Source organism: Pseudomonas sp. LA5, from assembly GCF_028640825.1.
GTDB classification, from domain to species: Bacteria; Pseudomonadota; Gammaproteobacteria; order Pseudomonadales; family Pseudomonadaceae; genus Chryseomonas; species Chryseomonas aestiva.
This window is the reverse complement of sequence record NZ_JAQYZY010000006.1, coordinates 1-12,237: the sequence shown is the minus strand read 5'-3', so window position 1 is coordinate 12,237 and position 12,237 is coordinate 1. Positions and strand designations below refer to the sequence as shown.

The 12,237-nt window shown below is 68.5% G+C and carries 12 protein-coding genes; 9 read left to right on the top strand and 3 right to left on the bottom strand.

Annotation, left to right across the window (positions count from 1 at the left end):
* The first annotated feature begins 36 nt into the window (after positions 1-36).
* Positions 37-624, top strand: a complete 588-nt coding sequence (locus PVZ72_RS00085; RefSeq protein ID WP_273860876.1) for an acyl carrier protein phosphodiesterase — start codon at positions 37-39, stop codon at positions 622-624.
* Here PVZ72_RS00085 and PVZ72_RS00080 read toward each other — a convergent pair.
* A complete protein-coding gene (locus PVZ72_RS00080) occupies positions 567-1,364 on the bottom strand; it encodes a lysophospholipid acyltransferase family protein (protein WP_273860875.1) in 798 nt (265 codons plus the stop codon). The genes PVZ72_RS00085 and PVZ72_RS00080 overlap by 58 nt on opposite strands.
* The gene (locus PVZ72_RS00075) at positions 1,361-2,089 is read right to left on the bottom strand and encodes a GNAT family N-acetyltransferase (protein WP_273860874.1); all 729 of its coding nucleotides are present in this window, start codon (positions 2,087-2,089) and stop codon (positions 1,361-1,363) included. Before PVZ72_RS00075 ends, PVZ72_RS00080 begins: the two co-directional genes overlap by 4 nt.
* A gap of 224 nt (positions 2,090-2,313) precedes the next feature.
* On the opposite strand from PVZ72_RS00075, the gene PVZ72_RS00070 reads away from it, so the two are divergent.
* The 8 genes from PVZ72_RS00070 (at position 2,314) to PVZ72_RS00035 (ending at position 10,184) form a co-directional block, all read left to right on the top strand.
* A complete protein-coding gene (locus PVZ72_RS00070) occupies positions 2,314-2,799 on the top strand; it encodes an FKBP-type peptidyl-prolyl cis-trans isomerase (protein WP_017639847.1) in 486 nt (161 codons plus the stop codon).
* A 543-nt stretch (positions 2,800-3,342) separates the two neighbouring features.
* Complete coding sequence (locus PVZ72_RS00065) at positions 3,343-4,362, top strand: isopenicillin N synthase family dioxygenase (RefSeq protein ID WP_187980345.1); 1,020 nt, start codon at positions 3,343-3,345, stop codon at positions 4,360-4,362.
* Positions 4,362-4,748, top strand: coding sequence for a VOC family protein (locus PVZ72_RS00060; protein WP_187980344.1), 387 nt, complete (start codon positions 4,362-4,364; stop codon positions 4,746-4,748). Before PVZ72_RS00065 ends, PVZ72_RS00060 begins: the two co-directional genes overlap by 1 nt.
* A 20-nt stretch (positions 4,749-4,768) precedes the next feature.
* Positions 4,769-5,860 (top strand): BMP family ABC transporter substrate-binding protein, encoded by a 1,092-nt coding sequence (locus PVZ72_RS00055; RefSeq protein ID WP_443218228.1) that lies wholly within the window; start codon positions 4,769-4,771, stop codon positions 5,858-5,860.
* 77 nt (positions 5,861-5,937) lie between these two features.
* Positions 5,938-7,452 (top strand): ABC transporter ATP-binding protein, encoded by a 1,515-nt coding sequence (locus PVZ72_RS00050; protein WP_273860872.1) that lies wholly within the window; start codon positions 5,938-5,940, stop codon positions 7,450-7,452.
* Positions 7,445-8,572: an ABC transporter permease gene (locus PVZ72_RS00045; RefSeq protein ID WP_273860871.1), complete on the top strand. Its 1,128-nt coding sequence runs from the start codon at positions 7,445-7,447 to the stop codon at positions 8,570-8,572. The genes PVZ72_RS00050 and PVZ72_RS00045 overlap by 8 nt, the downstream gene beginning before the upstream one ends.
* Complete coding sequence (locus PVZ72_RS00040; RefSeq protein WP_187980340.1) at positions 8,569-9,495, top strand: ABC transporter permease; 927 nt, start codon at positions 8,569-8,571, stop codon at positions 9,493-9,495. The genes PVZ72_RS00045 and PVZ72_RS00040 overlap by 4 nt, the downstream gene beginning before the upstream one ends.
* Positions 9,492-10,184, top strand: coding sequence for a cysteine hydrolase family protein (locus tag PVZ72_RS00035; protein ID WP_273860870.1), 693 nt, complete (start codon positions 9,492-9,494; stop codon positions 10,182-10,184). The genes PVZ72_RS00040 and PVZ72_RS00035 overlap by 4 nt, the downstream gene beginning before the upstream one ends.
* 99 nt (positions 10,185-10,283) lie before the next feature.
* On the opposite strand, the gene PVZ72_RS00030 is transcribed toward PVZ72_RS00035, so the two are convergent.
* Entirely contained in the window at positions 10,284-11,963 is a 1,680-nt protein-coding gene (locus PVZ72_RS00030) for an ArnT family glycosyltransferase (RefSeq protein WP_273860869.1), read from the bottom strand.
* Positions 11,964-12,237: the final 274 nt, after the last annotated feature.

Here is a 12,237-nt window from a genome sequence, read left to right as displayed (position 1 = left end):
AAAACCGCCCGCTCGCGGCTGGAGTATGCTGAAGGGATGAATTATCTCGCGCACCTGCACCTGGGCGGCCCCAGCCGTGAAGATCGCCTCGGCAGCCTCTATGGCGATTTCGTCAAGGGCTCGGCGGACGCCTGGCCCGCTGGAATCGCCGCCGGTATCCGGTTGCACCGGCGCATCGACGTTTATACCGACGACCACCCCCTGGTGATCCGGGCCAAGGCCCGGTTGCCCGCAGCGCGGCGGCGGGTGGCCGGACTGCTGGTGGATGTCTTCTTCGATCACTGCCTGGCGCGCCTCTGGCACGACTATGCCGAGCAGCCGCTGCCGGGTTTCGTCGCGGACTGCTACCAGACCCTGCTGGAGGAGCCGGAACTGCCGCCACGGCTGGCCTCTATCGCCCCCCTGATGGCACGCCAGGACTGGCTGGGCAGCTATCGCGACTTCGCCGTGCTGGAGCGAGTGGTGGAGGGCATGGCGCGGCGGCTGTCGCGTCCGGAGCTGCTGGCCGGTGCCTTCGTCGAGCTGAAGGCCGCCTACGATGGCCTGCTGGCAGACTTTCGCGACTTCTATCCGCAGCTGCAGGCTTTTGCCGCCGCCGAGCGCGCGGCGCGCGTTTCCAGTTGAATCCCGAGGCGGGCGGCGATGGCCGCCTGGCATTCACCTGCCAGCACCTGGCGCGGCCGGTCCTGGGGCAGGATGGCTGGCAGCAACTCGATCCTCAGGGTGGTGCCGCCGTTGTCCAGCAGGCGCAGCAGGTGGCTCACCAGGTCGTCGTCGCCGATGAAGGCCGCGGCCCGGTCAGGCTCGCCGTGGCGCCAGTAGCTCAGGGCCACGGGTTGCAGCGGGGTACCGGTGGCGATGGCCGGACTCAGCAGCCGGCCATGAAAGGTGCGCAGCACACTGCCGTCGGTGGTGGTGCCCTCGGGAAAGAGCGCCAGTGACAGGCCCTGGGTCAGGCGCGTGGTCAGCGCCTCGCCCAGGGCGTCACCGCGTTCGGCGCCACGGCGGATGAACAGGGTGCCGGCCTGGCGCGTCAGCCAGCCGGCGAAGGGCCACTCCGCCACCTCCGCCTTGGACAGGAAGCCCAGCGGCCGCAAGCTGCCGAGGGCTACGATATCCAGCCAGGACACATGATTGGCCAGCCAGAGGTGGGTGCCGCGCGGTACCTCGCCGCGGACCTCCAGGCGCAGGCGCAGGGTCCGGGCCAGCAGCTGGAAGAAACGTCGCGTCAGCCGTTGCCGCAACCCCAGGCAGGGCCGGTGACTGAGCGCTACCGCCAGCGCCACCATCAGGGCGAACAGCGCTCCGAGCAGCAGTGCGGCCAGGACCGGCAGCAGCCGCACGGCGAGGCGCGGTCGCCTCATACCGCGGCCTTGAAATGGCGGGCATAGCGCGGGCAGAGGTCTTCGCGCTTGAGCAGGATGAAGACGTCGGCCACGCCGAACTCCGGATCCCAGCAAGGCGCGCCGCAGACCTGGGCGCCCAGGCGCAGATAGGCCTTGAGCAGCGGCGGCAGCTGCACCACCAGGTTGTCGGGCACGGCGACGAAGGGCAGCGGGCGCCGCGGCGTGGCGCGGATCGCCGGGATACGCTCGTCCCGCGCGGCCTGGCGCAGCAGGGCGGCGGCTTGCAGACCGCCGTCGGCCATGGGCACGCTGGCACAGCCCATGAGATAGCGATAGTCGCCGCAGGCCATGATCTCGGCGAGTTCCGCCCACAGCAGGGCGATGGCGGCGCCGGTGCGATGCCCGGGTGCCACGCAGGTGCGGCCGATTTCCAGCAGCGGACCCTGCAGGCCATCCAGGCCTTCCAGCTGGAATTCGCTTTCGCTGTAGAGACTGCCCAGGCGCTCGCGGCGGCGCCCGTCGAGCAGCCGCGTGGTGGCGATCAGCTCGCCGCTGCGCAGGTCGCACACCCCCAGGTGCAGGCAGTGGGCATCGTAGGCGTCCTGGTCGAGGTTGTCGGCGAAATGCACGCCGTAGGTGCTGCCGAAGACCGCAGCTCGCAGGCGCTGGGCAGCGAGGATATCCGCGGCGGTCGACAGGCGTTCGGCGCGCAGCGCGGGCGGTGCGGACACTGGAATCGGCATGGCAGGGCTCCGGCAGTGGGTATGCAGCAAACCCTAGGTAGCCGGGATGACAGCGCCGTGAAGCGGCCATGGCGATTGCGTGACGAGCGGTCGAGTACCGTTGCAGGGGCGCCCTCCAGATGCCTCCGGGCGCCAGGGGACTGACCGAACGCATTCGCAATTGCTAGGTTGGACGCGTAGACTGATGCGTCATCCTATTTTTTCCCAGCATGAAGGTTCTGGCCATGCAGATCGCGGCGAACACGGCAGTATCCATCGACTACACCCTGACCAACGACGCCGGCGAAGTCATCGACAGCTCCGCTGGTGGTGCTCCGCTGGTATACCTGCAAGGCGCGGGCAACATCATTCCCGGCCTCGAGCGCGCCCTGTCCGGCAAGCAGGCGGGTGACGAGCTGAAGGTGGCCATCGAGCCGGAAGACGCCTACGGCGAATACACCCCCGAACTGGTTGCCACCCTGGGCAAGGAAATGTTCGAAGGCGTGGACGAGCTGGAAGTGGGCATGCAGTTCCACGCCTCCGGCCCGGATGGCGCCATGCAGATCGTCACCGTGCGTGACATCGACGGCGACCAGGTTACCGTCGACGGCAACCATCCCCTGGCCGGTCAGCGTCTGAATTTCGACGTCAAGGTGGTCAACGTGCGTGCGGCCAGCGACGAAGAGATCGCCCACGGCCACATCCATGGCGAAGGCGGTCACCAGCACTAAGCCTGGCAACAGGTTCCCACAACGCCCGTGTCCGGCAATGCCGGCACGGGCGTTGTCGTTTGTGGCGTCCGTGCAGAGTGACCTCACTCCAAGCCTCTCCCGCGGGGAGAGGGGGTTGGTTGGCTGGTGTGGCGGCTCCATCGCCGCAGCCCAACAGCGGGAAGCTGCAGTATCCGGTGTGATGGTCCGGATTCGTTGGGCTTCGCTGCGCTCAACTCAACCTACTCGGAGGCTAGCCGCGGGTTGAGTCGAGGCGGCTACAGTGCCGAAGCCCAACGTCGCCAAGCCGTTCCCTCTCGCCAACGCCTTCCCGCTCGGCGCCGCCCCCCCCATGGGCGCCACCCCGGTGCACGCTGATCGCTCAAGGTGCAGCGCGCCGTCAGCAGATTCTGAATCTCTTCCTCAACCTGCTGTTTTCATTGGCTTTTCAAGTTTTTACCAAATGGTCCAAAGATGGCACAACGGTTGCAATTTCCCTGCTGCCGTCCTGCCCGGTGAACGTGCGTCGCGCTGTCTCCTTTCGTCCAACCCGTGAGGTCCGTCATGCCGCTGTCCAGTGTTCCCATCATCGATCTGGCTCCCTATTTCGCCGGCTCGGCCGCCGGCAAGCAGGCGGTGGCCAAGGCCGTCGACCAGGCCTGCCGCGATATCGGCTTTCTGGTCATCACCCACCATCAGGTGCCCGAGGAACTGGTCGAGCGCGTCTCGCGTCTCTCGCGGGCCTTCTTCGAGCTGCCGCTGGCGGAGAAGCGCAAGGCCGATCGGCCGCGCCCGGATCAGGTGCGCGGCTACAGCGCGGTGGCCGAGGAGAGTCTGTCCTACAGCCTGGAGGAGGCGGCGCCAGGGGATCTCAAGGAGTCCTTTTCCATAGGTCCGCTGGACGTCCCGGAGACGGCCTACTACCGCGGTCCGGAAGCCGGGCCGCACTTCGCGCCCAACGTCTGGCCGACAGCCATCCCCGGTTTCCGCGAGGCCTATGCCGAGTATTTCGCCGCCATGAGCGACCTGGCACGCACCCTGATGCGCCTCTTCGCCCTGGGGCTGGCGTTGCCGGAAACCTATTTCGACAGCCGCATCGATCGCCACATCAGCATGTTCCGCACCCTCTGCTATCCCCACCAGCAGGAGGCGGCGCTGCCCGGCCAGCTGCGCGCCGGGGCTCATACCGACTACGGCAGCCTGACCATCGTCCGCCCCGACGACGCGCCCGGTGGCCTGCAGGTGCGCAATGCCGACGGCGAGTGGGTGGACGTGCCCAAGGTGCCGGGCGGCTTCGTGGTCAACATCGGCGACCTGATGATGCAGTGGACCAACGACCGCTGGGTCTCGACCCTGCACCGGGTGGTGAATCCACCGGCGGATGCCGGTTGCGACACCCGCCGCCAGTCCCTGGTGTTCTTCCACCAGCCCAACTACGACACCCTCATCCAATGCCTGCCCGGTTGCGCCACGCCCGGCACGCCGCCGCGCCATGCGCCCATCACCTCGGGCGACCACCTGAGATCCAAGTTCGTCAAGCAGACCACCTTCGGCGGGACCCAGACCGGCGTGCGGGTGGCCTGATGCCGAGTCTTTCCTACGTCAACGTCTTCGCCCAGGACGTGGTGGCCCTGAGTGGCTTCTACCAGCGGGTGTTCGATTTTCCCGAGATCGAGGCGATCCGCTCGCCGATCTTTCGCGGCCTGGACACCGGCAAGACCGCCATCGGCTTCAATGCGCCGGAGGCCTATGAGCTCTTGGGGCTGGGCGAATTCGCCGGTAGTGAGGGCTGCCGCTTCCTGCTCAACCTGGAGGTGGACAGCCGCGCCGAGGTGGACCGGCTGGTGCCGGTGGCCGAAGCCGCTGGTGCCCGCCTGCTGAAGGCGCCCTACGAAACCTACTACCACTGGTACCAGGCCGTATTGCTGGACCCGGAAGGCAACGTGTTCCGCATCAACCACATGCTGTAGACAAGACTAAGGACGAGACGATGCTGAGCAGATGGCTGGGAAGAGTGGCGTGCGTGCTGGCGTTGGTAGGGCTGGGTACCGGGGCGCGGGCGGACGACGAGGGCTTCACCCTCAAGGGCGAGCCGAAGATCGCCATGCTGTATTTCACCGCCAAGAACGACGGCGGCTGGACCCAGGCCATGGACGAGGCGCGGGTGAAGATCGAGAAGGAACTGGGTATGAAGATCCAGTTCGTGGAAAACGTGCCGGAGACCGCCTCGGCCATCCGCCCGGCCGCCGAGCGCTTCATCAAGCGCGGCGCCAACATCGTCATCGGCACCGCCTTCGGCTATTCCGACACCTTCAAGCAACTGGCCGAGCAGTATCCCGAGGTGGCCTTCCTCAACGCCTCGGGCACCACCAACGGGCGCAACCTGGAATCCTTCTATGGCCGCACCTACGAAAGCCAGTACCTCTGTGGCATGGCCGCGGGCGCGGCGTCCAAGACCGGCAAGCTGGGCTTCGTCGCCGCCAATCCCTTCGGCGTGGTGAACTGGACCATCAACGCCTACGAGCTGGGCGCCCGGCAGATGAATCCCAATGCCACCCTCACGGTGATCTACACCGGCAGCTGGAACGATCCGGTCAAGGAGCGCGCCGCCGCCGCGGCGCTGATCGACCAGGGCGCCGACGTCATCGGCCAGCACGTGGATACCCCCACGCCGCAGATCGTCGCCCAGGAGCGTGGCGTTTATGGCACCGGCCACCACCGCGACATGCGCCAGTTCGCGCCCGAGGCCACCCTCTGCTCCTCGGTGTGGGTCTGGGATCGCTTCCTGGTGCCGGAGCTCAAGCGCGTCATCGCCGGCCACTGGAAACCCGCACCCAACGGTGCCCTGGTGTCCATGGCCGACGGCGGCACCGACATCGCCGGCTTCGGCGACGCCGTGCCCAAGGCGGCCCAGGAAAAGATCCTCGCCGAGCGCGAAGCTCTGCTCAAGGGCAAGCAGATCTATGCCGGTCCTCTGAGCGATCGCGACGGCAAGGAGCGGGTCGCCGCCGGCCAAGTGCTGTCCGACCCGGCGCTGTGGCAGATGGACTGGTTCGTCCAGGGCGTGACGACGCAGAAGTAGCGGTTCACCCCCTGGGTAGGGTGGAAAACCGCGCAGCGTTTTCCACGGAGGCGATCCTTGGACAAAGGCCGACCAGCATGAAAAGACACAACGCCCTGCAACTGCGTGGCGTCGGCAAGACCTTCGATGGCTTCCAGGCGCTGCAGCAGGCGGACTTCCTGGTGCGCTGGGGCGAGGTGCATGCGCTGCTCGGCGAGAACGGCGCGGGCAAGTCGACGCTGATGAACATCGCCGCCGGCCTCTATGCGCCGGAGACCGGCGAGCTCCTGGTGGACGACAACCTGGTGCGGCTGCGCGGTCCGGCGGACGCCGCCCGGCTGCGCATCGGCATGGTCCACCAGCACTTCAAGCTGGTGCGACCCTTCAGCGTGGCGGAGAACGTGTTGCTCGGCCTGCCGGCGGGGCAGGGTAGCCATCGCCGGCGTCTGGCCGAGATCAGCGAACGCATCCGCCAGCAGGCCGCCGCCCTGGACTTCGCCATTCGCCCGGAGCAGCGCGTGGCGGAGCTGTCCATCGCCGAACAGCAGCGGGTGGAGATCCTTAAGGTGCTGCTGGCCGGGGCGCGCATCCTCATCCTCGACGAACCCACCGCGGTGCTCACCGACGGCGAAGGCGAGCGGCTGTTGCAGACCCTGCGCGCCCTGGCGGCGGAGGGTGCAGCGGTGGTGCTGGTGACCCATCGCATGCAGGACGCCCTGAGCTACGCCGACCGCCTCACGGTGATGCGCGGCGGCCGCACCCTGCGCAGCCTGGACCCCGCCGAGGTGTCGGTGGACGAACTGGTGCGCCTCACCGTGGGCGATGCCCAGCCACTCGCCGACACTCCGCGAGGCGCCGCCGGGGTACCGCTGCTGACGGTGCGTGGCCTGCGCACCCCGGAACGCGGCGGACGGCGCGCGCTGGACGGTATCGACCTGGAGCTGCGCGCTGGCGAGATCTATGGCATCGCCGGGGTTGGTGGCAACGGGCAGGGCGAGCTGGCCGACGTGCTGATGGGCCTGCCGCAGCCCTACGAAGGCGAGGTGCGGCTGGAGGGCTTCGGCGATCTGGCCGCGGCCGCCAGCGCCCGACGCCGCGACCTGCGCATCGCCGCCATTCCCGCCGACCGCTATGGCAGCGCCCTGGCCGGGTCCCTGTCGGTGGCCGACAACTTCGCCATCGGCGCGGTGCACAGCGGTCGCTTCGGTGGCTTCGCCCGCCTGGATAGACGCGCCCAGGAAGCCGCGACCCAGGCGGCGGTCACGCAATTCGATGTCCAGGGCGTGCGCTCGGTGCGGCAGAAGGCGGCGCTGCTGTCCGGCGGCAACGCCCAGAAGCTGGTGATCGCCCGGGAATTCGGCCGCGAACCGCAGCTGGTGCTGGCCCACAGTCCCAGTCGTGGCCTCGACGTGCGCGCCGGTGCCGAGGTGCAGGCACGGCTGCTGGCCGCCCGCGAGGCCGGCGCCGCGGTGTTGCTGATCAGCGAAGACCTGGACGAGGTACTGGCCCTCGCCGACCGCATCGGGGTGATGAGCGCCGGACGCCTCGTCGCCGAATTCCAGCGACCCGCCGATCGCCAGGCGATCGGCCATGCCATGGTGAATCATGCTTGAACCCCTGAGTGCTCCCCTGGCCGAGGTCGCTAGCCCGCGACCACGGCAACCGCTGTTCAGCCGCCGCTACACCCTGGAGATCCGCCAGCAGCTGGCCTGGCCCTGGCAGGCGCTGATCCTCGGTCTTGCGCTGCTCTTGGGCCTGGGCCTGTCGGCCGCCATCCTGGTCTTGGCGGGGGTGCCCGCTGGCGAGTTGCTCAACGAATTCGTGGTCGCCACCCTGTTCGATGCCCAGAGCCTGCAGGCCACCCTGTTCCAGGCCGCGCCGGTGATCCTGGTCGGTCTGGCCGGCTGCCTGGCCTTTCGCGCGCGCTTCTGGAATCTGGGGCTGGAAGGCCAGATGATCTGGGGGGCCCTCGGCGCCACGGCAGTGTCACTGTTCGAGATCGGCCCGGAAGCCCTGCGCCTGCCGCTGATGCTGGTGGCGGCGCTGCTCGGCGGCCTGCTCTGGGCACTGGCGCCCCTGCTGCTCAAGCTGCGCCTGGGGGTGAACGAGATCATCGCCTCGCTGATGCTCAACTACATCGCCGCCAACTTCCTGCTGCACCTGGTATTCGGCCCCTGGAAGGACCCGCGCGACGCCTTTCCCTATTCGCCGCTGTTCCGCTCCTTCGAGCGGCTGCCGGAGTTGCTACCCGGGCTGAGCCTGGCGGTGCCCCTGGCGCTGCTGGTGGCGGTGCTGGCCTGGTGGTTCGTCGCCCTGAGTCGCGCCGGGCTGTACCTGAGATTCGTCGACGCCAATCCGCGGGTGGCCGGCGCCGTCGGCGTGCCGGTGCGCGCCACCATCCTTGCCACGGTGCTGGCTTCCGGCGCCCTGGCCGGGCTGGCCGGTTTCGTGGTGGCGGCCGGGCAGGAGGGGCGGCTGACCCAGTCCTTCTACCAGGGCTACGGCTTCTCCGGGATCCTCATCGCCTTCCTGGCGCGCAACAATCCGCTGGCCGCCGCCGTGGTGGCCTTCCTGGTGGCGACCCTGTTCGTCGCCGGGCGCAATCTGCAGGTGTTCTACCAGATCCCCTTCGCCATGGTGCAGCTGATCCAGGCGCTGATCGTCATCTGCGTGGCGTCCTCGGATTTCTTCATCCGCCATCGGCTCAGACGCAGCCAGGGAGGTGCCGCTTGAACCTGCTCGCCAGCTGGCTGGGTAACGTCCCCGACTTCGCCATACCCTACGCCCTGGCGGCGCTGGGGCTGATCCTCACGGAAAGATCCGGGGTGCTGGCCCTGCATGCCGAGGGCCTGATGCTGGTCGGCGCGCTGTTCGGCATCGGCGCGCAACTGGCCTTGGGCAATGCCGGCCTGGCGCTGCTGGCGGCCATGGGCGCCGCGGCGCTGGTGTCGCTGCTGTTCGCCGTCATGGTGATCTGGCTGCGCATCAACCAGGTGATTGCCGGCCTGACCCTGGTGTTCTTCTGCCAGGGCCTCACCGGCCTGCTCGGCACCCTCTGGGGCTGGACCAACCAGCCGGTGTCCGGGCTGCCGGCGCTGGCACTCTGGCCGCTGTCGGACCTACCGCTGGTGGGACGGCTGTTCCAGCAGAACCTGCTGGTCTATCTGACCCCGCTGATCTTCTTCGCGGTGATCGCCTGGCTTGAACGCACCACCCCCGGGCTGCGCCTGCGGGCGGTGGGCGAGAATCCCCAGGCGGCCGATGCGGCAGGACTCTCGGTGGCTGGCTACCGGCTGCTGGCGATCCTCGCCGGCGCGGCGCTGGTCGGTCTGGCCGGGGGCTACATCGCCGTGCTCAGCACCAAGCTGTGGATCGCCGAGATGACCGGTGGTCGTGGCTGGATCGCCGTGGCCCTGGTGATCTTCGCCCGCTGGTCGCCCTGGCGCGCCCTGGCCGGGGCGCTGCTGTTCGGCTGCATCGAGGCGCTGATTCCGCAACTGGCCGCCGCCGGGGTGCGGCTGTCGCAATACTTCATCCTGATGGCGCCCTATGCCGTCACCCTGGGCGTGATGATCTGGGTCGCCCTGGCCGGGCGTGACCGCCTGAGTCAGCCCGGCGCCCTGGGCGAAGCCTATGTCCGCGAGGAGCGTCGATGAACCTGCGTGCTTTCGTCTACGAGGAGCCCCGCCTGCTGGCGCGGGCGGACTTCGCCGATTACCTGGACCCGAGCACCACGGCGGTGCTGTCCATCGACCTGCACCGCGGCCACCTGGACGCCTCGCCGGAGTGCCCCTGCCCGGCGCCCCGCGCCCGCGATCTGGTGGCACCGGTGGACGCCTTCCACCGCCAGGCCCGCGCCCTGGGCGTGCGTATCGTCCATGTGAAGTCGGTACTGCGTGCCAATGGTGCCGACGACCTGGGCGGTATTCCTGCGGCCTGGCGGCGGACCTTTCCGCTGCACGTCGGGCCGATTCCCAATGCCGACGCCCATGCCCTGGAAGGCTCGCCCTGGACCGAGCTGTTCACCGAGGTCCTGCCCGAGGATCTGCGGGTGGAAAACAAGCGGCGGCTGTCGGCCTTCTATCCCACCGATTTGGACTTCCTGCTGCGCAACCAGCGCATCACCACCCTGGTGCTGGATGGCGGCTTCACCGACTGCTGCGTGCTCAACACCGCCTTCGACGCCAGCAACCGCACCTACCGGGTCATCGTCCTGCGCGACCTAGTGCGGGGAACCGATGAAGGCCTGGAGCGGGCGGCGCTGAGCATGGTCTCCCTGCACCTGGGGCTGGTGATGGAATCCCAGGATCTGCTCGCGGCCTGGGGTAATGGCGGCGACCTTTGAGTACGGCCCGTTGGGCTTCGACGGTGGAGCCGTCTCAACCAACCTACCGGGGGAATGAGTTCTTGTAGGTTGGTGTTGAGCGCAGCGAAGCCCAACGCCTCAGGGCACCCTCGGCAACACCGTGAAGGCGCGGAAGCGCTCCTTGAGATTGCCGGGGCGGGCGCCCTGCCAGAGCAACTGCCAGCCTGGCGGTACCGTCACGGCTTCGTGCCACTCGTCCTGCACTACCAGTACCCGGCAGGGCACCTGGTGCAGACCGCTCAGCTCCTGTGGGGGATAGCCGCTGTAGACGTGCAGCATGGAGCGCTCCGACTCGCCCAGGCCGTAGCTGGCCACGCAATCCGTGGCGGGGAGCACCCGCTGCAGCGCGGTGAAGGGCCGCGCATAGCTGTTGCCCAGGTCGACCCAGGGTAGCCAGAGGCTGTTGGCCAGGGTCCAGCTGACCGTCAGGCCGACGAACCAGACGCTGGCGGCTGCCAGCTGTACACGCAGCGCCAGGGTGACGCCCCAGCCTACCAGGGCCAGCAGCGCGACCGCCCAGGCCAGGGGACTCGGCGCCAGGCGTTCCGTGATCGGCAAGTGCTCGCGGATCAGCTGCGGCCAGGGCAGGGCCCAACCCAGGGCCAGGCCGATACCGCCCAGGGCCAGCAGGACGATGAGCGGCGTCCAGAGTGCCAGGCTGGTATCACGGCCGAGGCGAGCGATGACCGGCGGTGGCTGCAACCTTGCCGCCAGCAGCGCCAGGGCCGGAAACAGCGGCAGCAGATAGAGGCTGCGAAACACCGCCGACTTGAGCAGCACCGCCAGGCAGACGAGCGCATAGAGCACCACCGTGGCCAGTCCCGGATGCCGACCCAGCCGCTTCAGCGGGCTGCCGCCACGGCGATACAGCTGCCAGAGGGTAGCGCCGAGCAGGATCAGCCCGGTGGGGAAGGACAGCGCCAGCAGATCCTCCAGGCTGGAAGCCAGACCATCGGTATCGCTGTTGCGCGCCTCCAGGCCGAAGAAGCGGCCGATGTTGTTGGTCCACAGCCAGGTATGGAACAGCTCCGGCGCCCGGTGCCAGAGCAGCGCCGGCCAGAGCAGCAACCAGGGCAGGGCGGCCAGACTGGCGGCGAGCAGCCAGTGACGCCCTTCCGGCTCGACCAGCCGCCGCGGCCAGCAGAGCGCGCAGAGCAGCCCGGTGAGGCCCAGCACCCCGGGCACCAGCAGACCCTTGCTCATGAAGGCGATACCCAGGCCGCTGCCGAACAGCAGGCCCTGGCGCCAGGGGTGGCGGTTGTCGTGCAGGTGCGCGGCCAGCCCGGCGAGGCCCAGGGTGGCGCCGGCCAGCTGGGGCACGTCGGCGATCAGCAGATGACTGTGCTGCACCACCCCGAGCATGCCCAGCAGCGCGAGCAAGGCCTCGCGCCGGCGACCTGGCAGCAGCCGCTGGGTCAGCCAGGCGAGCGCGGCCAGGGTCACCAGCGTCCAGCCCAGCACCGCCAGCCGCGCGCCGTCGGGGACGCTCAGCCAGGGCGCGGACAGCCGCGCGGCGAGGGCGCCGGTCCAGTACATAAGCGGCGGCTTTTCCATGAAGGGCGCGGTCCCGACCCGGGGAATCAGCCAGTCCGGGGTGGTGAGGAAATTCCACAGCATGCCGAAGGAGTAGGGCTCGTCGGCCTTCCACAGACCACGGCCGAACAGACCGGCGAGCAGGTAGGCGGCCAGGCAGCCGAGCAGCAGGGCTCGCTCCAGCTTTGCGGCTCTGGAGGAGGCAGGGGGCGAAGAGGGGCGCACGGCAGGGACTCTTGGTGGAATCCTGCCGGTATACGGGACTTGGCTTAGAGGGGGCTTAAGGGGTTGGCGGGGGATGATTGGCGTAGGAGCCAGTGGGACGATCGCGGCTGTGACGGTCCGTCGATGCGGTTGCTGCTACAGGGTTGGATTGGGCCTGTAGGAGCGGCCCATGGCCGCGATTGCTTTGGGTGTCTTGGCTGCTTATCGAGGTCTGCTGGAGATTCTTGTTTCGCCCACCCGGGCGAGTCACTTTTGTCAGTCGCGACAAAAGTAA